The organism is Mycobacterium sp. BK086 (assembly GCA_004362315.1).
Classification (GTDB): domain Bacteria; phylum Actinomycetota; class Actinomycetes; order Mycobacteriales; family Mycobacteriaceae; genus Mycobacterium.
The window spans coordinates 945,676-969,146 of record SNWL01000003.1 but is presented as its reverse complement, the minus strand read 5'-3'; the positions used below and the strand labels follow the sequence as shown (position 1 = coordinate 969,146).

Here is a 23,471-nt window from a genome sequence, read left to right as displayed (position 1 = left end):
TGCGAAATCCAGGCAATATTGCCCGCCAGAAGCGCCGCTCAAATCCCCGATTTGCGGCGAACTGCACTTACTCTGACTTTCGTGACGAGTCAAGGCCCCGATCCGCACTGGCAGCGCCCCGACGACTCCTCGGCCCGACCGGTGTCGGCCCAGCTAGTCGACCCCGAGGACGACCTGCCTTCGGCCACCTACGGTGGCGATTTCGAGACCACGACGATTCCCCATTACGGTTCCGGGCTGCCCGGCTCCGCGCCGTCGACCGGCTACGGATTGCTGCACGATCCCGAGCCGCTGCCCTATGTGCAGCCGCATATCGATCCGACGCCCTCGCAGGCGACGCCGATGGAGATCGAGCCCATCGATGCAGAGGAGCGGGCCAAGGCCGCCGGGCGCAGAGGCACCCAGGACCTGGGGCTGCTGCTGTTGCGGGTGACCGTCGGCGCCGTCTTCATCGGTCACGGCCTGCAGAAGGCGTTCGGCTGGTGGGGTGGCCAGGGCCTGGACGGCTTCAAGACCGCGCTGGCCGACGCCGGCTACCAGCACGCGGGCATCCTGACGTACGTCGGTGCCGGCGCCCAGATCCTGGTCGGTGTACTGCTGATCCTCGGGCTGTTCACTCCGCTTGCCGCCGCCGGCGGAGTGGCCTACCTGGTCAACAGCGTGCTCACGATCGTCGCGGCCCAGCGCCAGGACGGCTACCTCGCAGTCTTCGGCCCCGACGGCTTCGAGTACCTGCTGGTGCTGATCGCGGCGGCCGGTGCCGTCATCCTGGTCGGCCCGGGCCGCTACGGCTTCGACGGCGGACGCGGCTGGGCCCGTCGTCCGTTCATCGGCTCATTCATCGCGCTGCTGCTCGGCATCGGCGGCGGCATCGCGGCGTGGTTCTTCCTGCACGGGAACAACCCGCTGGCCTAACTATTCGTACTACTCGTAGGGGTTGGGCACTCGTCCACCGCTGGCCTCGGCCAGCAACGGCAACACCGCGAAGGTGACGGCGGGCAGCAGCAGGTCGGACCCGTCGCGTAGGTGTGCCCGCGCCCACGAGCTGCGGTCGAAACGCAGCCCGTCGACCTCGTCCCACGACACTGTGCGGCTACTCAACATCGTGCGGGCCGTGACGGTGTCGCGGTCGGCGACCGTCCGGAACCTCACGATCGCGACCGACGCGACAACGGGCAACACCATGAATATCGCCCCCCACGTGGGGAACATCGTGATCATCACCAGCAGGCAGAGCGCCAGGAATCCCGAGGCGAAATGCGCCATCGGGGACATCCGGATCACGACGGGCTTGGAGGTGGATGCATCAGGGGCACGACCGGCGGGCATGAAGCCATCTTCCCACTCTCAGCGTGGCCGCCGCGCCGACCAGGGCGGGATTTGACGCTTGACCAGTGCGGAGGCTACCGTCGCAGGTTATGAAGTCCGGCGGAATGCTCGTAGTAATTGGCCAGCGCGTTGGTGTCGCGCTTGCCCCGACACGGGCATAGCCACACGCACCAGCGCGCAACCCTCGTACAGCCGCCGAGCTGACGGGGGTTTTTTCTTGCCCGAGAGAATAATCAGCAACGAAGAGATGGAAAAGGACCAGACCGTGAGCGCACCCACGACGCGACCACCCGAGCCAACGGCTTCCGCTGACAGCCCCGGCGCGGCACACACCGCCGGTAAGAACGGCACGACCGCCGCCAAGCGCGTCGCCCCGCAGCAGCTCACGGGCGCCCAGGCAGTAGTCCGCTCATTGGAGGTGCTCGGCGTCGACACGATCTTCGGCATCCCCGGCGGCGCGGTGCTGCCGGTCTACGACCCGCTCTTCGACTCGCAGAAGCTGCGCCACGTCCTGGTCCGCCACGAGCAGGGCGCCGGTCACGCGGCCAGCGGCTACGCCCATGCCACCGGCAAGGTCGGCGTGATGATGGCGACGTCGGGGCCCGGTGCCACCAACCTGGTGACCCCGCTGGCTGATGCGCAGATGGACTCCATCCCGGTGGTTGCCATCACCGGGCAGGTCGGGCGGACCTTGATCGGCACCGACGCCTTCCAGGAAGCCGACATTTCAGGCATCACGATGCCGATCACCAAGCACAATTTCCTGGTGCGCAACGGTGACGACATCGCGCGGGTGATCGCCGAGGCGTTCCACATCGCCTCCACCGGCCGTCCCGGCGCGGTGCTCGTCGACATCCCCAAGGACATCCTGCAGGGGCAGTGCACGTTCGCCTGGCCGCCGCAGATCGATCTGCCCGGCTACAAGCCGAACACCAAGCCGCACAGCCGCCAGATCCGTGAGGCGGCCAAGCTGATCGCGGCGGCGCGTAAGCCGGTGCTCTACGTCGGCGGCGGCGTGATCCGCGGCGAGGCCACCGAGGAGTTGCTGGATCTGGCCGAGCTGACCGGCATTCCGGTGGTCACCACGCTGATGGCGCGCGGCGCGTTCCCGGACAGCCACCCGCAGAACTTGGGCATGCCGGGCATGCACGGCACCGTGGCCGCGGTGGCCGGGCTGCAGAAGAGCGATCTGCTGATCGCGCTGGGTGCTCGATTCGACGACCGGGTGACCGGCAAGCTCGACTCTTTTGCCCCCGAGGCCAAGGTGATCCACGTCGACATCGACCCGGCGGAGATCGGTAAGAACCGCAACGCCGACGTGCCGATCGTGGGTGACGTGAAGCTGGCGATCACCGAACTCACTGAGGCGCTGCGGAAGACGGGCGGTTCGCCGAAGGCCAACCAGGACAACTGGTGGGAGTACCTGTCCGGGATCCGGTCCACCTATCCGCTGAGCTACGACCCGCAGCACGACGGCAGCCTCAGCCCGGAATACGTGATCGAACAGCTGGGCAAGATCGCCGGCCCGGATGCCATCTACGTCGCGGGCGTCGGCCAGCACCAGATGTGGGCCGCGCAATTCGTGTCCTACGAAAAGCCGCGCACCTGGCTGAATTCGGGCGGTCTGGGCACCATGGGCTTTGCCGTCCCGGCGGCCATGGGCGCCAAGATGGCCCGGCCCGAGGCCGAGGTGTGGGCGATCGACGGTGACGGCTGCTTCCAGATGACCAATCAGGAACTGGCCACCTGCGCGGTCGAAGGGGTGCCGATCAAGGTCGCTCTGATCAACAACGGCAACCTGGGCATGGTGCGTCAGTGGCAGACGCTGTTCTACGAAGAGCGGTACAGCCAAACCGATCTGGCCACCCACAGCCACCGCATCCCGGACTTCGTGAAGCTGGCCGAAGCCTACGGTTGCGTCGGATTGCGTTGTGAGCGTGCCGAAGACGTGGCCGATGTGATCAACCAGGCCCGGGCGATCAACGACCGTCCGGTGGTGATCGACTTCATCGTCGGCGCCGACGCCCAGGTGTGGCCGATGGTGGCCGCCGGCTGCGGCAACGACGAGATCATGGCGGCGCGCAATATCCGTCCGCTGTTCGACGACAACGAGGAGGGTCGAGCCTGATGGCGGGAAACACTGTCACCCATACCCTTTCGGTGCTTGTCGAAGACAAGCCCGGTGTTCTGGCCCGCGTGGCCGCGCTGTTCTCACGGCGCGGGTTCAACATCGAGTCGCTGGCGGTCGGGGCCACCGAGCAGAAGAACATGTCGCGGATGACGATCGTGGTCACCGCCGAGGAGACCCCGCTCGAACAGATCACCAAGCAGCTCAACAAGCTGATCAACGTGATCAAGATCGTGGAGCAGGACGGCGACAACTTCGTCTCGCGCGAACTCGCGCTGATCAAGGTGCGCGCCGATGCCGGTACCCGCAGCCAGGTGATCGAGGCGGTGAACCTGTTCCGCGCCAAGGTCATCGACGTGTCGACGGAGTCGCTGACCGTCGAGGCCACCGGAACCCCGGAGAAGCTCGAGGCGCTGCTGCGGGTGCTCGAGCCCTATGGCATCCGTGAGATCGTGCAGTCCGGCGTGGTGGCGCTGTCGCGCGGGCCTCGCGGGATGACGAACACCAAGTAAAGACCCCACCGAAGTAACCAAACAGAAGGAAAGTTCAATCGTGTCAGTTGAGATGTTCTACGACGATGACGCCGACCTGTCGATCATTCAGGGTCGCAAGGTCGGGGTTATCGGTTACGGCAGCCAGGGCCACGCCCATTCGCTGAGCCTCCGCGACTCCGGTGTGCAGGTGAAGGTCGGCCTCAAAGAGGGCTCCAAGTCGCGTGAGAAGGTCACCGAGCAGGGCCTCGAGGTCGATACTCCGGCCGAGGTCGCCAAGTGGGCCGACGTCATCATGCTGCTGGCGCCCGACACCGCGCAGGCCGAGATCTTCCGCAACGACATCGAGCCCAACCTGGAGGCCGGCAATGCGCTGTTCTTCGGTCACGGCCTGAACATCCACTTCGGTCTCATCAAGCCGCCGGCCAACGTCACGATCGGCATGGTCGCCCCGAAGGGCCCCGGCCACCTGGTGCGCCGCCAGTTCGTCGACGGCAAGGGCGTGCCCTGCCTGATCGCGGTCGAGCAGGACCCGACCGGCGAGGGCCAGGCGCTCGCGCTGTCCTACGCCAAGGGCATCGGCGGCGCCCGCGCCGGTGTCATCAAGACCACCTTCAAGGACGAGACCGAGACCGACCTGTTCGGTGAGCAGGCCGTGTTGTGCGGTGGCACTGAGGAACTCGTCAAGACCGGCTTCGACGTCATGGTCGAGGCGGGCTACGCCCCCGAGCTGGCCTACTTCGAGGTGCTGCACGAGCTCAAGCTGATCGTCGACCTGATGTACGAGGGTGGCATCGCGCGGATGAACTACTCGGTGTCCGACACCGCGGAGTTCGGCGGCTACCTGTCGGGCCCGCGGGTCATCGACGCCGACACCAAGAAGCGGATGAAGGACATCCTCTCCGACATCCAGGACGGCACCTTCGTCAAGCGCCTGGTCGCCAACGTCGAGGGCGGCAACAAGGAGCTCGAGGGTCTGCGCAAGCAGAACGCCGAGCACCCGATCGAGGTCACCGGCAAGAAGCTGCGCGACCTGATGAGCTGGGTCGACCGGCCGATCACCGAAACCGCCTAGCAGCAACAGATTTCGGCGCGCTAACCGGTGCTCAGCACCGGTTAGCGCGCCGAAGTCGTTTCTAGCCGACGCCGCCCGCGCCGCCGGCCCCACCCGCGCTGTCGCCACCGCCGCTGCCGCTGGGGTTCCCCGGGCTGCCCGGTGAACCGGGTGTGCCGCCACCGCTGGCGCCGCCGGTGCCACCCGTGGCGCCGCCCGCGCCAAACGTGCCGGTGCCGCCCTTCCCTCCGGCCGCCCCGGAGCCGTTGCCTGCGCCGCCCTTTCCGCCATTGCCGCCGTGGCCGCCGGCCCCCGGGCTCGGATAGGTGCCAGGCAAGAGACCGATGCTGGAGGCGCCGCCGTTGCCACCAGTGCCGCCGACTCCGCCGACACCGTTGGCCCGACCACCGCCACCAGTTCCGCCGACGCCGCCGGCACCGCCTGCGCCGCCGAACGAGCTGGGCGGGATTACCTCACCAACCCCATAGCCGTCGCCGCCTACCCCGCCGGCACCGCCCGCGCCGCCGTTTCCGCTGTTACCGCCGCCACTGCCACCGGTCCCGCCGTTTCCGCCGGTGCCGCCGCTGGGAGTAGCGGCGACACCCGGATTGCCTGCCCCGCCAGCGCCACCGGCGCCGCCGTCACCGTCGCTGCCGCCAGCTGCGCCCGCCCCGCCGAGGCCGCCGGCGGCGCCGTTTCCGCCAGTACCCCCGGTGCCGGCGCCTGCGCCTCCCTCGCCGCCGGTGCCGCCGTTCTGACCAGCCCCGCCTGTGCCGCCCTTGCCGGTCGCACCCGTGAGTCCGCCGCTGCCGCCGGCGCCCCCGTTACCCCCGGCGCCCCCGTGAGTCCGCCGCTGCCGCCGGCGCCCCCGTTACCCCCGGCGCCCCCGTTGCCGCCGGTTCCACCGGTTCCGCCGTTGACTCCCGTGACTCCAGCCGCACCGGCGCCGCCGGTCCCGGCCAATCCGCCTGCGCCGCCGTTGCCGCCGGCCCCGCCGTTGCCGATGAGCCGACCGCCGCTGCCGCCATTGCCACCGGCGCCGCCTGCGGTCCCGTCGGTGCCGTCGATCCCGGGCGCGCCGGGCACTGCGCTCACGCCACCGTTGGTGCCGGCAATGCCGGCGCCGCCGTTGCCACCCTTGCCACCGTTACCGAACATGCCTGCGCTGCCGCCGTTTCCGCCGGCCTGCCCGGCGGCCCCATTCGCGCCGTCACCGCCGTTGCCGATCAGCCAGCCGCCGTTGCCGCCGTTGGCTCCCGGCGCCGTGGCGTTGGCGCCGTTGCCGATTGCGCCGAACGTGACGGCGAGAAGAAGCGAGCTGAGTGGGTCGGCGGCGGCGGAGGCGATCGGTACCGCAGCGGCCACTGCCTGCGCGTTCCCGCCGCCACCGGTCGCAGCGGCGGTCGTCGCCCGGACGCGATGGCTGGCCGGCGCCGCGCTCGGTGTGGCTTTGCGCACCGCAATGCCCGGTCGGTCGACGGCCCGAGTGAAACTCGTGATTGGGAGCAGCGCGACGGTCGTCGGCAGGGGATCGAGCGCGGGAGCCACGACGGTGACCGGATTCTCGGCCGGCACGGACGCCAGCGCGAGTCGGATACCGATGGACACTGATTCGCTTGCCGGAGCGGCGCTTTCAGTTGTCCTGCCGACGTGCGCCGGTTCTGCGGCGACCGCCGCCGCCAACAGAGCTCCCGCGGCCGTCAACGCCAGCCCAGTTTTCAACGAAGGTGTGATTGCACTCATGGATTCCCCGCCCCTGTTGGTCCGATCTGGACGCGCGAGTAGAACGGGTCAGCCGTGTGCTCGACTGCCGCACCGCGGCCCAGCGAATTCGCCAGAGCGATCGTATGTCGACCTGGCAGAACACGCGCAGCGATTGCCAAGCAAATATCCAGCCTGCAGGCGGCTAGTTCGGCGACTCCAAGCGGGTGAACGGATGGGGCCGCCACATCCGGGCGGTCAGCAGGATCGGCACGATGATGTAGGGCAGGTTGTAGGCGAGCGCTTTTGGCACGTTGGTGAACGTGTAGTCGTAGACCGTGTTGCAGACCGCCTGGAAAAGCGGTGCGTCACCGGCGAATCCGACCATTACGACGATGAATGTGGTTTGCACGACCATGCCCGTGTAGATGAACGACGGCTTGCGGATCCACTCGCGCCCGCGGATGAAGCAGTAGACGAGCAGGACGTAGAAGGTCCCGAACACCACAGCGGACACGCTGGCGCCGACCTGAAGGAACCGCGGGTTGGCGATCAGCAGCGGGTCGGTGCCGCCGGCATAGACGTGATAGACGACCCGGGCCAGGAAGAAGTCGGAGTCGGGGTCCGGGCGGGACACCATGTTGACGATGTCGCCGGTGAACGACGACCCGATGAACATGGTGAACACGACGATGAAGAACCAGTCGTAGCGACGCTCGCGCAGCGGGATCGGAGTGCGCACGGTGGCGGTTTCAGCGGCGATGGTGGCCATGGCCGCTGATGCTAGAACGTCGCGACACCGGTGATGACGCGTTTCCGGAAATTACAACAGTAAGGATCTCTGTATCGTCGCCGAGCAACGGGGTACACCGTCGTGTGACACGCTTCACGTGATTCACAGCGACGGCAGAGGGAGTTCGACAATGACGTTCAGGGGACGCGCGTTCGGCGCGCTGGTGATCGGCGCACTCGGTGTCGGGGCCGCCGTTGCGATGCCGGCCGCGGCCGCCGCGCCGTGCACCGCCAGCGGACTGTCCACCACGGCCAGTGGTGTGCTGGCAGATGCCGGCGGTTATCTGGCCACCCACCCCGGCGCCGACGATGTGCTGACCGCCGCGGCCAGTCAGCCCGCCGACGAGGCGCGGAACTCGGTGCGGTCGTACTTCGCGGGCCACCTCGGGGAGTTGAATGACCTGCAGAACATCGCCCGACCGTTGCGCGATCTGCGTAATCAGTGCGGTATCGCGATCTCGCCGGGTCAGCTCGCGCTGCTGTTCGACCAGGTGTCCTAGTGACTTCGGCGCGTTTTCGTTCGCCCAGCGAACGAAAACGCGCCGAAATCGCTAAAGAGTTAGGGCGCGAGAGACGGTAGCGGCAGGCCGAATTCGCGCTTGAGCACGGTGCGTGCCGCGTAATAGCCCGCCATCCCGTGTACGCCGGTGCCCGGCGGGGTCGCCGACGAGGACAGGTACGCCTTGGGTATCGGCGTCGTCCACGGATTCCAGCGCAGGGTCGGCCCGACCATCGCGGCGAACAATGTCGCGCCGCCCACGATGATGTCGCCGCCGACGTAGTTGGCGTTGTGGGTCGCCATCTGCGCGGCGGTCACGCACCGCGATGCCAGCACCAGATCCCGGAACCCCGGCGCGGCCTTCTCGAACATCCCGATGATGGTCTCGGTCAGATCCTCGGTCGAGTGCGCGGGGACATGGGCATAGGTCCACAGCGGGCGCCGGCCCGCGGAGTCGATGCGCGACGGGTCCGACACGTGGGGGAGCGCCGCCAGGGTCATCGGCCAGTCGGCGTGGCGCCCCGAGGCGATCTCCTTCTCCGAGTACGCCATCTGTGCTCTGGTTCCACCCATGTGCACGGTGGGCGAGGTCGCGATCCGTGGGTCGCGCCAGGGGATCTCCCCGGAGAGCACGAAATCAACCTTGCAGACGCCCGGTCCAAACCGGTAGCGCCGCAAAGCCTTTGCGTACCGGTCCGGCACGGCGGAGCCGTAGATGTCGAGCAGCGCGGTCGGTGCGGTGTCGTAGATGGCGACACCCTCGGGCGGTGAGGTCACCGGCTCGCCGACCACGAGTTCGCCACCGTGGGCCCGCAGATCGGCGAGCAGGGCATCGACGATGACCTGGCTACCGCCGACCGGAACCGGCCACCCTGCGGTATGCGCCACGGTGCCGAGCATGATGCCGGCTCCACTGTTGACCGGCGACGGCATGGTCGAAATCGCATGTGTCCCAACGCCGGTGAACAGCGCGCGAGCCTCCTCGCCACGCAGCACGCCCCACGCGGGGCTGCCCTGGGCGAGCACCCGAAGCCCGGACCGCACCGTGGTGACCAGATCGGGTGGTAGCGAACGCTTGTCGCCCAGGAAGAAACCGAGGACACCCTCGGGATGGTCGGCCAGCGGACCGAACAACCGGCGCCACGAGTCGCCGTGCTCGAGTTCGGCGCAGGTGCGCTCCAGTGAGTGGTAGGCGATCGCGGCGGGCCGGTTCGGCAGCGGGTTGGCGTAGGAGATCTCCGGCACCGCCAGCTGCACCCCGCGGGCGGCGAGATCGAACTCGGCGAAGAACGGCGAGGCGATCGCCAGCGGGTGCACTGCCGAGCAGACGTCGTGGCGGATGTCGGGGAACTCCGGATCGGCCGCGGTGCGGGCACCCCCGCCGAACGTCGGCTGGGCCTCGATGACGCGCACCGTCAAACCGGCTCGCGCGCAGATGACGGCAGCCGCCAACCCGTTGGGACCACTGCCGACGACGGTCACGTCCACCCGACAAGTAGACCGCACCACCGCGGGCAGGTGAAACCCGCGGTCCCGATAGGAGGATCAGGACGTGAAATGCCGGGCTGAGTAGTGCTCCTGAGCGAGTCTGCGCAGTGCCGCGAGCGCCCGCTCCATCAGGACGGTGCCGGCCACCACGCGTTCAGTGAGAAGGTCACGGGGCAAATCGGTTGAAGTGTTGATGATTTCGGCGCGTGCCAACGGCTCGACTGCATCGGCGTACGGGTCGAGTAGCGCGAACACCGATGCGTCGTCGCCGACCTGCGGTGCGGGCACGACGCTGTCGGGCGGTGGCTGCAGGACGGCCATGGCATTGAGTATCGCGGCGAGTTCACGCCGGGTGGGCGATGCGGGGGGGACATCCCAACCACGGTGATTGATGAAGGAGTCAGCCCGATCGATTGCCTCCCGCGCGATGTCCGCGCCGGGGCTTGCACCGGCCCTGCGGGCCACGGCGAACACTTCGTTGATCGGCCGTTGCGGGTCATCGATGGCCGCCAATACGTCGTGGACAGCATCAGTGCTCAGGCCGCCTACATCGACGAGTGCGCGGATCAGGCGTAACCGGTGTAGATGGTCGGCCCCGTACTGCGCCTGGTTGGCTGCGGTCGGTTCGCCTCGCGGAAGTAGGCCGATTCGGATGTACCACTTCACCGTCGTCGGGGAGAGGCCCGCTGCCCGGCTGAGCTCGGCTAATCGCATCGCTGAATGATAGCGCCGACGGATAGCGGATAGAGCCACTATCCATTATGATGGAGAGTGTAAGTATCCATTATGGGTTCGGTGGAGGAGACGGAACATGAAGATTCTGGTCATTGGCGCAACCGGCGGGACTGGACGTCAGGTAGTTGCGCAAGCGCTGCAGCGCGGCCACGACGTAAGTGTTCTGCTGCGCGACAGCGCCGCAGCCGCGGAGTTCCCCGACGCCCATGTCGTGGTGGGGGATGTCCTTGATGCCGAAGCCGTCGCGGCCGCGCTCGCGGGCGTCGACGCCGTGATCAGCTGCCTCGGTGTCCGGGCAGGACAGGTTCCCGGAACGGTCCGCTCCGCGGGCACGGCCAGTCTGGTCGCGCGGATGGGCGGGTGCGGCGTGCGTCGCCTGATCGCGGTGTCGACGATCGGGGTTGGCTCCAGCGTCGCCGACCAGAGTCGCATGGCCCGGATCGTGTGGCGGCTCGTTGTCGGTAAGGATCGGCTCGCAGAAGCCGAAGCGGCGGAGGCGGAAATCCGTTCGGCGGGAGACGCACTGGACTGGACCATCGTTCGTCCGCCCCGACTGATGGACGGCCAACCCGTGGGTGAGGTGGCGATCGGTGAAAGCGTCAGCGCGAAGATGCGTTCCGAACTCACGCGTACCGCGCTGGCCGGCGTCCTCTTGGATCAAATCGACGATCGACGGTACGTGGGTAAGGCAGTCACGGCTATAGCCATCGGTTAGTCGTCGGCCGTTTATGGACCGTATCGTTGCCACGCTAGGCTGACCGGCGTGAATCTGCCCGTTGTACTGATCGCGGACAAGCTTGCCGAGTCGACCGTCGCGGCCCTGGGTGACCAGGTCGAAGTCCGGTGGGTCGACGGCCCGGACCGGCCGAAACTGCTGGCCGCCGTCGCTGACGCCGACGCGCTGCTGGTGCGCTCGGCCACCACGGTCGACGCCGAGGTCATCGCCGCCGCGCCCAAGCTCAAGATCATCGCCCGCGCCGGTGTCGGCCTGGACAACGTCGACGTCGATGCCGCCACCGCGGCCGGGGTCCTGGTCGTCAACGCGCCCACGTCGAACATCCACAGCGCCGCCGAGCACGCACTGGCGCTGCTGCTGTCGGCCGCGCGGCAGATCCCCGCCGCCGACGCCACCCTGCGCGAGCACACCTGGAAGCGCTCGAAGTTCTCCGGCACCGAGATCTTCGGGAAGACCGTCGGCGTGGTGGGTCTGGGACGGATCGGTCAGCTCGTCGCGCAGCGGCTCGCGGCGTTCGGCGCGCACATCGTCGCCTACGACCCGTACGTCTCTGCCGCCCGCGCCGCCCAACTCGGCATCGAGCTGCTGACCCTGGACGAACTCCTGGGCCGCGCGGACTTCATCTCGGTGCACCTGCCCAAGACCAAGGAAACCGCCGGGCTGATCGGCAAAGAGAACCTGGCCAAGACCAAGCCGGGTGTGATCATCGTCAACGCCGCCCGCGGCGGTCTGATCGACGAGCAGGCGCTCGCCGACGCGATCACCAGCGGCCACGTCCGCGGTGCCGGCCTGGACGTGTTCTCGACCGAACCGTGCACCGACAGCCCGCTGTTCGAGCTGCCGCAGGTGGTCGTCACCCCGCACTTGGGTGCCTCGACCGAAGAAGCTCAGGACCGGGCGGGGACCGATGTCGCCGCCAGCGTCAAGCTCGCGCTGGCCGGCGAGTTCGTCCCGGACGCGGTCAACGTCGCCGGCGGCGTGGTCGGCGAAGAGGTGGCCCCGTGGCTGGACCTGGTGCGCAAGCTGGGCCTGCTGGTCGGATCGCTGTCCGACGCCGCGCCGGTGTCACTGAGCGTGCAGGCTCGTGGTGAGCTGGCCGCCGAAGATGTTGAGGTGCTGAAGCTTTCGGCGCTGCGCGGACTGTTCTCGGCCGTGGTCGACGAACAGGTCACCTTCGTCAACGCTCCGGCGCTGGCCAAGGATCGTGGCGTCGCCGCCGATATCTCCACCGCAACGGAGAGCCCCAACCATCGCAGTGTCGTCGACGTCCGCGCTGTGTACGCCGACGGGAGTTCGTTCAACGTGGCGGGCACGCTGTCGGGCCCGCAGCAGGTGCAGAAGCTGGTTCAGATCAACGGGCGCAATTTCGATCTGCGCGCCGAGGGTTTTAACCTGGTGGTCAACTACTCCGATCAGCCGGGCGCGCTCGGCAAGATCGGTACCGAGCTCGGCGGCGCGGATGTCAACATCCTGGCCGCGCAGCTGTCCCAGGACGCCAACGGTGAAAGCGCGACGATCATCCTGCGCCTCGACACCGATGTCCCCGAAAACGTGCGCGCTGCGATCGCCAATGCGGTCGGCGCCACCACACTGGAAGTGGTTGATCTGTCGTGAAATTGGCGGTCATCGCGGGCGACGGTATCGGCCCGGAGGTCATCGACGAAGCGCTGCAGGTGCTCGATGTCGTGCTGCCCGGTGTGGAGCGCACCGAGTACGACCTGGGCGCGCGGCGCTACCACGCGACCGGTGAGTTGCTCACCGCCGAGACCATCGAGGAGCTCAAGGGCTACGACGCCATCCTGCTCGGGGCGATCGGCGATCCGTCGGTGCCCAGCGGAGTTCTCGAGCGTGGACTGTTGCTGAAACTCCGGTTCGCGCTGGACCATCACGTGAACCTACGGCCGGGTCGGCTGTATCCCGGTACCAGCAGCCCGTTGGCCGGGGTGACCAACATCGACTTCGTCGTCGTGCGCGAGGGCACCGAAGGTCCGTACACCGGCAACGGCGGCGCCCTGCGTGTGGGCACGCCGCAGGAGGTGGCCACCGAGGTCAGCGTCAACACCGCGTTTGGTGTCGAGCGGGTGGTGCGGGACGCGTTCGCCCGCGCGCAGGCCCGGCGCAAGCATCTGACTCTGGTGCACAAGACCAATGTGCTGACCTTCGCGGGCAGCCTGTGGTCGCGGGTGGTCGCCGAAGTCGGCGCCGAGTTCCCCGAGGTCGAGGTCGCCTACCAGCACATCGACGCCGCCACCATCCACATGGTCACCGACCCGGGACGGTTCGACGTCATCGTCACCGACAACCTGTTCGGCGACATCATCACCGACTTGTCGGCTGCAGTCTGCGGCGGCATCGGGTTGGCCGCCAGCGGCAATATCGATGCCACCCGGACCAATCCGTCGATGTTCGAACCCGTCCACGGCAGCGCGCCGGACATCGCGGGCCAGGGCATCGCCGATCCGACGGCGGCGGTGATGTCGGTGGCTCTGTTGCTGCGCCACATCGGCGAGGACGCGGCGGCCGCGCGCGTCGACAAGGCCGTCGGGGATCATCTGGCGACCCGCGGCGATGCGACATACTCGACCCGTGAGGTCGGCGACCGGATCCGCGCCGCGCTCTAGTCAGTTCTTGGCGGGCTGATCGGTGGGCACCAAGGGCAGTGCCACGACGGGAAACAGCGCGCACACCGCGAACGCGATGGGGTAGCCCACGACGCCGATCAGCGCCCCGAACAACGGTGGGGCGAGCCCACAGGTCAGCAACTGGCTGGTGTTCTGCGTGCCCAGCGCCCGTCCGCTCCAGAACGGCCCGGCGATCTCGGCGATCGCGGTGAACGCCAACCCGTTGTCGACGACCGTGATCACCGACGCGACGACGATCACCGCGATGCTCAGCGGCGAGTGCAGTGCGTCCGTGAGTGCCAACGCCGTCATGGATGCCGCCGCCGCTGCCGCGATCATCCGGATCGGCCGCAGCCGCAGCCCGAGCCGGTCCGACCAGCGTCCGGCCGCGATGCGGCCCAGGGCGCCGAGCACCTGGGCCACCATCACCAGCACGCCTGCGGATTCCGCCGACCAGCCGCGGTCGGCGATCAGCCACACCAGCGTGAAGGTCCACACCACGCACTGCGGGACGACCAGCAGCACCGACACCGCGTGAATTCGCCACAGCACGGACGATCCGCGGTAGGGATTGGCCAGATGTTCGGCGGGTGCCTCGGCCCGCGGCGGGCGCGGCGGATCGGCCACGACGACGGCGCACACCAGCGCCGCCACCCCGCACACGATCGCGGGGAACAGCAGCGCTGATCCGACTCCGTACGACTGGGCCAGGCGGGGAATGACCAGTGCGCCGACCGCAACGCCCAGCGGCTGCGCGGTTTGGCGAATGCCCATCACCAGCCCGCGCTGATGGGGCGGAAACCACCCGACCACCAGCCGTCCGCTGGCCGAATTGCTGCTCGCCGCGGCCATTCCGCCCAGAAACAGGAAGACGCTCACCAGGATCAGCGAGTGCGAGAAGGCGGCCGCCAGCGCTGCCGCGGCGGTCAGGGCGGAGCCGACGCTGAGTACAAAGCGTTCGCCGACGCGGTCCACCACATAGCCCCACAGGATCAGGGTGAGCACCATGCCGAAGCTCGGCATCGCCGACACCAGGCCGGCCTTGGCCAGGTCGAGACCCATCGTGGTGTGCAGGGTGGGGATCAGAAACGCAGCCCCGTTGATGAACACGTTGGCCGACAACGTCGCGAACAGCGCGATCGCGAGCATCATCCAGCGCCGCACGGTGCTGATCGTGTCGACGTCCATGCGGCAATGATTCCACGTCCAATCTCACAATGCTGAATCTGTATCTCATTATTTGGGAGACGTAGGCGATGACGAGGAACTGGGCGCTGGCCACTAGGCTCTGAGGAATGCGCTTGGGTCGAATCGCCAGCCCCGATGGGGTCGCCTTTGTCAGTATCGAAGGGGATGCGGGGAGTGAAATCGTTCGTGAGATAGCCGAGCATCCGTTCGGCACGCCGACCTTCACCGGCCGCACCTGGCCGCTGGCCGATGTGCGCCTGCTGGCGCCGATCCTGGCCAGCAAGGTGGTCTGTATGGGCAAGAACTACCAGGCCCACATCGACGAGATGGGCGGCGAGGCGCCCGACGATCCAGTGATCTTCCTCAAGCCCAACACTGCGATCATCGGACCGGGCGTGCCAATCCAGTTGCCTGCCAACGCTTCCCCGGTTCACCATGAGGGTGAGCTGGCGGTCGTCATCGGCCGTCCGTGCAAGGACGTGCCCGCCGCGCGCGCCGCCGAGAACATCCTGGGCTACACCATCGCCAACGACGTCTCCGCCCGTGACCAGCAGAAGGCCGACGGTCAGTGGGTGCGCGCCAAGGGGCACGACACGTTCTGCCCGACCGGTCCGTGGATCGTCACGGACCTCGACCCGTCGGATCTGGAGATCCGCACCGAGGTCAACGGCGAGGTGCGGCAACTGAGCCGGACGTCGCTGATGATTCACGACATCGGTGCCATCATCGAGTGGATCTCGGCCGTGATGACCCTGCTGCCGGGCGATCTCATCCTGACCGGGACACCGGAGGGTGTCGGGCCCATCGAGAACGGTGACACCGTCAGCATCAGCGTCGAGGGCATCGGCACACTGACGAATCCTGTTATCCGGAAGGGCAACTGATGACTGCGGCGGCCAACACTCCAGTGCGCGTGCGGTTCTGCCCGTCACCGACCGGCATTCCGCACGTGGGCATGGTGCGCACGGCGTTGTTCAACTGGGCCTACGCCCGCCACACCGGTGGCACGTTCGTGTTCCGCATCGAGGACACCGACGCCCAGCGCGATTCCGAGGAAAGCTACGCCGCACTGCTCGACGCGTTGCGCTGGTTGGGCCTGAACTGGGACGAGGGGCCTGAAGTCGGTGGCCCCTACGAGCCGTACCGGCAGTCGCTGCGCACCGAGCTCTACCGCGATGTGCTGGACCGCCTGCTCGAGTCGGGGGAGGCCTATCTCGCCTACTCCACCCCCGAGGAGGTGGAGGCGCGGCACCTGGCTGCCGGACGTAATCCCAAACTGGGCTATGACAACTACGACCGCGACCTGACCGACGAGCAGCGCGCCGCCTATGCGGCGCAGGGGCGCAACGCGGTACTGCGGCTGCGGATGCCTGACGAGGACATCAGCTGGCACGACCTTGTCCGCGGCACAACGACATTCGCCGCCGGGACCGTTCCCGACTTCGCGCTGACCCGCGCGACCGGAGAACCGTTGTACACCTTGGTCAATCCGGTCGACGACGCATTGATGAAGGTCACCCACGTGCTGCGCGGCGAGGATCTGCTGTCGTCGACACCGCGCCAGATCGCGCTGTACAAGGCGCTGATTCGCATCGGTGTGACCGACTTCGTGCCCGAATTCGCCCACCTGCCACCGGTTCTGGGGGATGGCACCAAGAAGCTGTCCAAGCGCGACCCGGAGTCCAACCTCTTCCTGCACCGCGACCGCGGGTTCCTGCCGGAGGGGCTGCTGAACTATCTGGCCCTACTGGGCTGGGGGATCGCCCAGGACCACGACATCTTCAGCCTGGACGAGATGGTCGCGGCCTTCGACGTCGTCGACGTCAACTCCAACCCGGCGCGCTTCGATCAGAAGAAGGCCGACGCCATCAACGCCGAGCACATCCGCAGGCTCGACGAGGCGGAGTTCGCCTCACGGCTGCGGGCCTACTTCGATGCGCACGGCCACGACACCGGGCTGGACGACGCGGGGTTTGCCGTTGCCGCGCAGCTGATCCAGACCCGCATCGTGGTGTTGTCCGACGGCTGGGAGCTGCTGAAGTTCCTCAACGACGATGTCTACGAACTGGATCCGAAGGCGGCGGCCAAGGAACTCGGTCCCGATTCCGCACCGGTGCTCGACGCGGCGATCGCCGCGCTGGGTGGTGTGGCCGAGTGGACGACACCGGCCATCGAGGAGGCGCTGAAGGCCGCACTGCTCGACGGGCTCGAGCTCAAGCCGCGCAAGGCGTTCGGGCCGATCCGGGTGGCCGCGACCGGCGCCACGATCAGCCCGCCGCTGTTCGAGTCGCTGGAACTGCTGGGCAAGGACCGCAGCCTGCGCCGACTGCGCGCAGCGCGTGACCACACCGGGGTGGGCGAAAAAGACGGCTGAAATCTTTGATAGTCTGCTCGTCGGCCCGCATCCAAGGGGAAGCGGCCTGGACTCCCTGGCAACACCGGGATAAAGGCTTCTGACCTGCGGTTATAGGCAGCCAATGGGGTATGGTGTAATTGGCAACACTAGGGATTCTGATTCCCTCATTCTAGGTTCGAGTCCTGGTACCCCAGCAATTATGTCGGCAACGGCCTCTGAGCTATGCTGGCTACCCGGTGCGCCGCAAGGTGCGCCACGGATTTGGTTCTGGCCCCGTCGTCTAGCGGCCTAGGACGCCGCCCTCTCACGGCGGTAGCGTGGGTTCGAATCCCATCGGGGCTACCAATCCGAACTCGCCCGGTCATCGACCGGGCGATTCGTCTTTTCGGGCAGTTCGTCTGTCCAGGACAGCATCTACATTGAGCTGTGCGTCCGATGCAGCGGTACCGCTCGGCAGCCGCGATCGCGGCAGTGCTGCTGATGGTCGCCGCGGTGTCAGGACCCTCGGCGTGGCAACGCGCGGGTGTGGCCCAGATCATCACCGGCCCGTACGCATCGCTCCTGGCGGCGTCGACCAATCTGGGGCCATCACGGGCCGGTGATGTTCAGCTCACCGTGACCCTGCGCGACGGTGCCCGTCCGGCCACGCTGATCGATTGGGCCGGCGCGCGCCGGCTCGCGGTGCGATGGCGGCCCGGCGAGGACTTCGCCATCATCACCGGCGCCGCCGGCCACATCGCAAACGCCTTCGGCGTGCCTGTCCGGGACTACCGGGGCAAGCAGGGCCAGGTGTTCTACGCCTCGCCGCGGCAGCCGGACCTGCCGGAGCCATTGCGCGGCGACGTCACCGCCGTCGGCCGAATTCTGAGTTATCTGCCACATCGGATGGCACGGCCGGTAATTCCGCGCGACGTGCCGCGACCCGGGTTGACGCCTCAGCAGCTGTTGACCGCGTACAGCGCGGCCCCGCTGGCCGCGGCCGGCTACCGGGGGGCCGGCCAGACCTTGGTGTTCTACGTGTTCGACGGCTTCGATCAGCGCGACCTCGACATGTTCGCCGATCTGTGGGGACTGCCGCGATTCGCGCCTGAGGTGATCGGCGGTCCGCTCGGGCCGGCGGAAGGCGAGGCCGTGATGGACCTCGAGATCGCCCACGCGATCGCGCCGGACGCTCGCCTGGTGGTCGTCAACGCACGGCCGACGGTCGAGGGGGGCGGGACCTTCGAGAAGATCGGTGCGATGTTCGACGCTGCGGCCCAGCGATATCCGGGTTCGGTGTGGAGCCTGTCGATCGGTTGGGGCTGCGAGGCTCTGGTCAACGCGGCCGACGTCGCGCCCGTGCGGGCGGCCCTGACGAATGCACACCATCGGGGCATCACCGTGTTCGACGCCAGCGGCGACACCGGCGGGCTGGAATGCAAAGGCGGCAAGGACTGGTCGTCGGCGCCGGGGCCCGACGACATCGGGGTGGACACCATCGCTTCGCTGCCGGAGGTCACCTCGGTAGGCGGCACGACGCTGTCGACCGATACGACCGGTAAGTGGTTGGACGAGTGGGCCTGGATCGACGTGCCGATGTCTCAGGGCTCCAGTGGCGGGGTGTCCCGGTTGTTCCCCCGCCCCGACTATCAACGTGGCGTGGACGTCGACCGGGATACCGACCACCGGCTGGTTCCCGACGTGGCCGCGGTCGCCGATCCGTTCACCGGCGTGCAGATCGTGTTCGAGCAGAAGATCAGGATCGGGGGAGGAACATCTCAGGCCGCGCCCATCTGGGCGGGTATGGCGGCGTTGATGAATCAGTATGTGCTCGACCACGGCGGCAGGCCACTCGGCGATATCAACCCTCTTCTCTATCGTGCCGCGCAGGGATCGCGGCTGGCGGGATTCCACGACATCACGTTGGGCGGCAACGCCGTCGACAACCCCAAGCGTGGGTATGACCTGGTGACCGGACTGGGCAGCCCCATCGCCAACAACCTCGCCCAGAATCTGCTCGACGTGCAGAAGGCCCAATCGGTGGCCGCGGGCTTCGCACCCGGCGGCGGGTAGGCGTGCCGATTCTTCGTTCCTGGCTGACGAGTTCGCTGTTCCCGCAGCTGACTGAGGGGTCCCGCAATCGTTTTCGGGTCGCCCTCCTCGTATTCGTGGCGGTGCTGGTGGCATTCGCGGAGCTGCGCTGGCAGGCGCCGATGATCGCGACCGCGGTGTGTGGGCTGCCGCTGCTGTTCGTGATCTACCTGCGCGAGATCGATGCTCGCCGCACAGTCGGACTGCGAGGGGTCGTCGTATCCGGTCTTCTGGGACTGGGATTGGCCGTTGGGTGGGCGCTGATCGCCGGCCCGATCGTCGCGCGTGCCTACGACGTCGCGCTGGGTGCGCAGGCGGATGTGGGACAGGTCCTGCTCTTCGGTGTCGCGGTGCCCGTCAGCGAAGCCCTGCTGATGATGGTGCCCGCTGTGGTCGTGCGGCTGACGGACCGCTCACCCCGCGACCCGCTCGGCGGGTTCGCGATCGGCGCCTTCGGGGCAACGGTTTTCACCGGCGCGGCCACCGCGATTCTGCTCGTGCCCCAGCTGGCCATGGGTGTCACCGCGCCGGACCGCTCGGTCGGCAGCCTCCTCGTCGAGGCGTTGGTCGAGGGCGTGGCATGGCCACTGGTGGGTGTGGCAACCGGTGGCATCATCGGTATCGCACTGTGGTTTACCAAGCCCGCCAAGGCTTCTCGCGCTTCTGCCGCGCTCCTGCTGGTGCTGCTCGTGGTCACCGCGATGGGCGTCGTCGACGTCATCGCCATGCCGTCTGCGTGGTACGGGGTGCTGCATCTGCTGATCGCCGCGGCGGCGATGGTTGTCCTGCGGTTCGTCCTCGCGGCCGTGACGCGCCGCCGAACACCCGAGGAGGCCCGTGCCACTGGGCAATCGAGTTACCCCCGCGTGCTGGGATGGCTGGCCGCCGGCCTGAGTGTCGCGGTCGTCGTGGGCGTCGTCGTATCGGCGCGCATCACCCCCGCACCGGAAGTCTTTGCCTGTCCACCGGATTGCGGTCGGCCACCACTCGGCACCCCGGTGGAGACCAACCCGCGGTTCAGCGGTGACGACGGCGCGTTCTCGGTCGCCTACCCCGGCAACGGGTCCGCCTACGACGTCGCCTTCGACCCACCCGGTGTGAATGGTGTCGAACTCACCTACACGGGTGGGGATACCGGCACGCTCACACTCTTCGGTGAGCCGGCCCGCGATCGCACGGCCAGGCAGGTCGTTGCGCAGATCGTGGACAGCAGGTACCCGGGCGCGACCATCGACTACGAAATCCCCAACGCATCGGTCGGTTACCAGCCCGGCTACGGTGTCGTCGCCGATGTGTTTCCCACCAGTTCCTCGGCCACCTACACCCCGCTGCGGGTGATCGTCATGGCCGCGGTCAAGCACGACTACGCCCTGATCGCGGCCGCGATCGGCCCGTATCACCGGTTCGGCCCTGACTACGGCGACGGCCATCCGTCGGGCGCCAACCTCGAGCTGGCCATGGATATGGGCAAGTACGTCAACAGCTTCCGCTGGCACGGCGACCGTTACGGGCGCCCGTCGTAGTCACTGGGCGGGCGCGGTGGACCCGGCCAGCGGCATCGGGGGCATACCGAGCTTGCCGTGGTCCCAGGAGCGGGTGCGGTTGGCGACGATGCGCACCGCCACCCGCTTGTTCATCATCATGTCGACGGCCGGCTTGAGGTCGTCGGTGTAGGGGCCGTTGTAGCGCTCCCACACGCTGATGCCGACTTTGAAGATGGTGTCGGGATCCTCGACGATCTCGGCCACGCCTTCGAACGCGACACCGCGCAGCGTGTCGTAGGTGTCCCCGTCTTCGATGAGGAAGCTCACCCGCGGGTTGCGGCGCAGGTTGACAGCCTTCTGGGACTTGGCCTTCGTCTCGACCCAGATCTCGCCGTCCAGAACGCCGTACCACATCGCGACGAGATGAGGCTGGCCGTCGGCCCCGATCGTCGCCATCGTGCCGGTGCGGCTGCGTGCCACGAAATCGGCGATCTCGGCGTCCGACATGACGATCTGGTTGCGCTGATTGGTTCCCATCGCGTCAGTTTGTCAGGCGCTGTCTGGCGGTTGTCGGCGGGATCACAGTCGGCGGGTCAGGGCGTCGGCGGCGGCCACCAGATCGGCTGCCCAGCGTGCCCCGGGCCGGCGGCCCATCCGGTCGATCGGGCCGGACACCGACACCGCCGCGATCACCGCGCCGCTGCGGTCGCGCACCGGAGCCGAGATGCTGGCCACCCCGGGTTCGCGCTCGGCCGCGCTCTGCGCCCAGCCGCGGCGCCGGACTTCGGCCAGGGTGCGTTCGGTGAACTTCGCGGTCGGCAGGACGGCCTGCTGGGTGGCGCTGTCGCTGTAGGCGAGCAGGACCTTGGCGCCCGATCCGGCCGTCATCGGCAGCCGGGCCCCGACCGGCACGGTATCGCGAAGCCCGGCAGGGGGTTCCAGCGCGACAACGCAGATCCGGGTGGTGCCTTCGCGGCGGTAGAGCTGCACGCTCTCGCCGGTGATCTCCCGCAGGCGGGGCAATACCGCGGCACCCGCGGCCAGCAGCGGATCGTTGACCTGGGCGGCCAATTCGTTGATCGCCGGTCCCAGGCGCCAGCGCCCCGAACTGTCGCGGGCCAGCAGCCGGTGGACCTCGAGGCCGGCGGCGAGCCGGTGTGCGGTCGCGCGGGGGAGCCCGGTCCGTTCACAGAGTTCTGCCAGCCCGCACGGGGAATCGGCGATCGAGTGGAGTACGCCCACGGCTTTGTCGAGCACGCCGATGCCGCTATCCTGTCTCATATCGAGATACTAGCGTCCCGAAATGTGAGATATCCAGACTTACGTTCCGGGAATCGAAGAATGAATTGAGAACTCATGGCTCAGTCCGACAAGCCCAGGACACTGCCCGAGAAGGTTTGGGACGACCACGTCGTCGTCGCCGGTGCCGGCAGCGGTGCATCGCGTGAACCCGATCTGATCTACATCGATCTCCATCTCATCCACGAGGTGACCAGTCCGCAGGCCTTCGACGGATTGCGCTTGGCCGGCCGGCCGTTGCGCCGCGCCGACCTCACGATCGCGACCGAAGATCACAACGTGCCGACGGTCGACATCGACAAGCCGATTGCCGACCCGGTGTCGCGCACTCAGGTGGAGACCTTGCGGCACAACTGCGCAGAATTCGGTGTGCTGCTGCACCCGATGGGTGACGCCGAGCAGGGCATCGTCCACGTGATGGGCCCACAGCTGGGGCTGACCCAGCCGGGAATGACGATCGTGTGCGGTGACAGCCACACCTCCACCCACGGTGCGTTCGGCGCGATCGCCATGGGCATCGGTACTTCCGAAGTGGAGCATGTGCTTGCCACTCAGACACTTCCGCTGCGTCCGTTCAAGACGATGGCGGTCAATGTCGACGGTGCGCTGCCGCCGGGCGTCGGTGCCAAGGACATCATCCTGGCCGTTATCGCCAAGATCGGAACCGGCGGCGGCCAGGGCTATGTCATCGAATACCGCGGCAGCACCATCGAATCGCTGTCTATGGAAAGCCGGATGACGATCTGCAATATGAGCATCGAGGCCGGCGCCCGCGCGGGTCTGGTGGCTCCCGACGAGATCACCTACGAGTACCTGCGCGGCCGCCCCTACGCGCCGACCGGTGCGGATTGGGATGCGGCGGTGACCGCGTGGGAGGCGCTGAAGACCGACGAGGGCGCCGAATTCGACACCGACGTCTACATCGACGCGACGACGCTGAGTCCCTTTGTGACATGGGGCACCAACCCCGGCCAGGGTGTTCCGCTGTCCGAGGCGGTGCCCGACCCCGAATTGATGACCAGCGATTCCGAGAAGCAGGCCGCGGAGAAGGCGTTGGCCTACATGGGCCTTCAGGCGGGCACCCCGATGCGAGACGTCACCGTCGACGCGGTGTTCGTCGGCTCGTGCACGAACGGGCGCATCGAGGATCTGCGGGTGGTGGCCGATGTGTTGCGCGGGCGAAAGGTCGCCGATGGGGTGCGGATGCTGATCGTGCCGGGCTCGATGCGAGTGCGCGCTCAAGCCGAATCCGAAGGGCTGGGCGAGATCTTCACCGCGGCGGGCGCCGATTGGCGTCAGGCCGGCTGCTCGATGTGCCTGGGAATGAATCCAGATCAGCTGGCACCGGGCGAACGGTGCGCCTCGACGTCCAACCGGAATTTCGAAGGCCGACAGGGCAAGGGTGGCCGCACACACCTGGTTTCGCCGGCGGTCGCCGCGGCGACCGCCGTGCGCGGAACTCTGTCCTCGCCCGCCGATCTCAAAAACTAGACCTGCTAA

At 67.7% G+C, this 23,471-nt stretch carries 20 protein-coding genes, 2 tRNA genes and 1 pseudogene; 15 read left to right on the top strand and 8 right to left on the bottom strand.

Annotated elements, in window-relative coordinates; all coding sequences use genetic code 11:
• The first annotated feature begins 81 nt into the window (after positions 1 to 81).
• Entirely contained in the window at positions 82 to 915 is an 834-nt protein-coding gene (locus tag EV580_RS04680; RefSeq protein ID WP_166654584.1) for a DoxX family protein, read from the top strand.
• Between the two features lie 9 nt (positions 916 to 924).
• Here the strand turns inward: EV580_RS04680 and EV580_RS04675 are convergent, their stop codons facing one another.
• Entirely contained in the window at positions 925 to 1,329 is a 405-nt protein-coding gene (locus tag EV580_RS04675) for a PH domain-containing protein (protein WP_166654583.1), read from the bottom strand.
• A gap of 265 nt (positions 1,330 to 1,594) precedes the next feature.
• Between EV580_RS04675 and EV580_RS04670 the strand changes: the two genes are divergently transcribed.
• From EV580_RS04670 to ilvC, 3 genes are read left to right on the top strand one after another with little or no spacing between them, the layout of a single operon-like run.
• A complete protein-coding gene (locus EV580_RS04670; protein WP_133689934.1) occupies positions 1,595 to 3,457 on the top strand; it encodes an acetolactate synthase large subunit in 1,863 nt (620 codons plus the stop codon).
• Positions 3,457 to 3,969 (top strand): acetolactate synthase small subunit, encoded by a 513-nt coding sequence (gene ilvN, locus EV580_RS04665; protein ID WP_133689933.1) that lies wholly within the window; start codon positions 3,457 to 3,459, stop codon positions 3,967 to 3,969. Before EV580_RS04670 ends, ilvN begins: the two co-directional genes overlap by 1 nt.
• Before the next feature lie 52 nt (positions 3,970 to 4,021).
• Complete coding sequence (ilvC, locus tag EV580_RS04660) at positions 4,022 to 5,023, top strand: ketol-acid reductoisomerase (protein ID WP_183507321.1); 1,002 nt, start codon at positions 4,022 to 4,024, stop codon at positions 5,021 to 5,023.
• 61 nt (positions 5,024 to 5,084) lie between these two features.
• On the opposite strand, the pseudogene EV580_RS34615 reads toward ilvC, so the two are convergent.
• Positions 5,085 to 6,367: pseudogene (locus EV580_RS34615) on the bottom strand (PGRS repeat-containing protein).
• Positions 6,368 to 6,908: 541 nt separating this feature from the next.
• Entirely contained in the window at positions 6,909 to 7,475 is a 567-nt protein-coding gene (locus EV580_RS04645) for a DUF2781 domain-containing protein (RefSeq protein WP_133689931.1), read from the bottom strand.
• Positions 7,476 to 7,626: 151 nt separating this feature from the next.
• Here EV580_RS04645 and EV580_RS04640 point away from each other — a divergent pair, with 151 nt between their 5' ends.
• Positions 7,627 to 7,995: a heme-binding protein gene (locus EV580_RS04640; protein ID WP_133689930.1), complete on the top strand. Its 369-nt coding sequence runs from the start codon at positions 7,627 to 7,629 to the stop codon at positions 7,993 to 7,995.
• A 59-nt stretch (positions 7,996 to 8,054) separates the two neighbouring features.
• Here EV580_RS04640 and EV580_RS04635 read toward each other — a convergent pair whose 3' ends face one another.
• Positions 8,055 to 9,482 carry a phytoene desaturase family protein gene (locus EV580_RS04635; RefSeq protein ID WP_208114562.1) on the bottom strand — a complete coding sequence of 476 codons (1,428 nt, stop codon included), beginning with the start codon at positions 9,480 to 9,482 and terminating at the stop codon, positions 8,055 to 8,057.
• Positions 9,483 to 9,539: 57 nt separating this feature from the next.
• Positions 9,540 to 10,196 carry a MerR family transcriptional regulator gene (locus tag EV580_RS04630; RefSeq protein WP_133689929.1) on the bottom strand — a complete coding sequence of 219 codons (657 nt, stop codon included), beginning with the start codon at positions 10,194 to 10,196 and terminating at the stop codon, positions 9,540 to 9,542.
• Between the two features lie 97 nt (positions 10,197 to 10,293).
• On the opposite strand from EV580_RS04630, the gene EV580_RS04625 reads away from it, so the two are divergent.
• From EV580_RS04625 to EV580_RS04615, 3 genes are read left to right on the top strand one after another with little or no spacing between them, the layout of a single operon-like run.
• Positions 10,294 to 10,932 carry an NAD(P)-dependent oxidoreductase gene (locus tag EV580_RS04625; RefSeq protein ID WP_133689928.1) on the top strand — a complete coding sequence of 213 codons (639 nt, stop codon included), beginning with the start codon at positions 10,294 to 10,296 and terminating at the stop codon, positions 10,930 to 10,932.
• 48 nt (positions 10,933 to 10,980) lie between these two features.
• On the top strand, positions 10,981 to 12,567 hold the full coding sequence (serA, locus tag EV580_RS04620; protein ID WP_133689927.1) for a phosphoglycerate dehydrogenase: 1,587 nt from the start codon (positions 10,981 to 10,983) through the stop codon (positions 12,565 to 12,567).
• A complete protein-coding gene (locus EV580_RS04615) occupies positions 12,564 to 13,574 on the top strand; it encodes a 3-isopropylmalate dehydrogenase (RefSeq protein ID WP_133689926.1) in 1,011 nt (336 codons plus the stop codon). The genes serA and EV580_RS04615 overlap by 4 nt, the downstream gene beginning before the upstream one ends.
• Here the strand turns inward: EV580_RS04615 and EV580_RS04610 are convergent, their stop codons facing one another.
• Positions 13,575 to 14,762, bottom strand: a complete 1,188-nt coding sequence (locus EV580_RS04610) for an MFS transporter (RefSeq protein WP_133689925.1) — start codon at positions 14,760 to 14,762, stop codon at positions 13,575 to 13,577.
• 107 nt (positions 14,763 to 14,869) lie between these two features.
• Between EV580_RS04610 and EV580_RS04605 the strand changes: the two genes are divergently transcribed.
• The 6 genes from EV580_RS04605 (at position 14,870) to EV580_RS04580 (ending at position 20,711) form a co-directional block, all read left to right on the top strand.
• Entirely contained in the window at positions 14,870 to 15,646 is a 777-nt protein-coding gene (locus tag EV580_RS04605) for a fumarylacetoacetate hydrolase family protein (RefSeq protein WP_133689924.1), read from the top strand.
• Positions 15,646 to 17,136, top strand: coding sequence for a glutamate--tRNA ligase (gene gltX / locus EV580_RS04600; protein WP_133689923.1), 1,491 nt, complete (start codon positions 15,646 to 15,648; stop codon positions 17,134 to 17,136). The genes EV580_RS04605 and gltX overlap by 1 nt, the downstream gene beginning before the upstream one ends.
• Positions 17,137 to 17,240: 104 nt before the next feature.
• Positions 17,241 to 17,312 (top strand) — tRNA-Gln (locus EV580_RS04595).
• 75 nt (positions 17,313 to 17,387) lie between these two features.
• A tRNA-Glu gene (locus EV580_RS04590) sits at positions 17,388 to 17,463 on the top strand.
• A gap of 90 nt (positions 17,464 to 17,553) precedes the next feature.
• On the top strand, positions 17,554 to 19,170 hold the full coding sequence (locus EV580_RS04585; protein ID WP_133689922.1) for a S53 family peptidase: 1,617 nt from the start codon (positions 17,554 to 17,556) through the stop codon (positions 19,168 to 19,170).
• A gap of 2 nt (positions 19,171 to 19,172) precedes the next feature.
• Positions 19,173 to 20,711 carry a zinc ribbon domain-containing protein gene (locus EV580_RS04580; protein WP_286171445.1) on the top strand — a complete coding sequence of 513 codons (1,539 nt, stop codon included), beginning with the start codon at positions 19,173 to 19,175 and terminating at the stop codon, positions 20,709 to 20,711.
• Here the strand turns inward: EV580_RS04580 and EV580_RS04575 are convergent, their stop codons facing one another.
• Together EV580_RS04575 and EV580_RS04570 are read right to left on the bottom strand one after the other, a co-directional pair.
• Complete coding sequence (locus tag EV580_RS04575) at positions 20,712 to 21,209, bottom strand: pyridoxamine 5'-phosphate oxidase family protein (RefSeq protein ID WP_133689921.1); 498 nt, start codon at positions 21,207 to 21,209, stop codon at positions 20,712 to 20,714.
• Between the two features lie 42 nt (positions 21,210 to 21,251).
• Entirely contained in the window at positions 21,252 to 21,953 is a 702-nt protein-coding gene (locus EV580_RS04570; RefSeq protein ID WP_133689920.1) for an IclR family transcriptional regulator, read from the bottom strand.
• A 75-nt stretch (positions 21,954 to 22,028) separates the two neighbouring features.
• Between EV580_RS04570 and leuC the strand changes: the two genes are divergently transcribed.
• On the top strand, positions 22,029 to 23,462 hold the full coding sequence (gene leuC / locus EV580_RS04565; RefSeq protein WP_133689919.1) for a 3-isopropylmalate dehydratase large subunit: 1,434 nt from the start codon (positions 22,029 to 22,031) through the stop codon (positions 23,460 to 23,462).
• Positions 23,463 to 23,471: the final 9 nt, after the last annotated feature.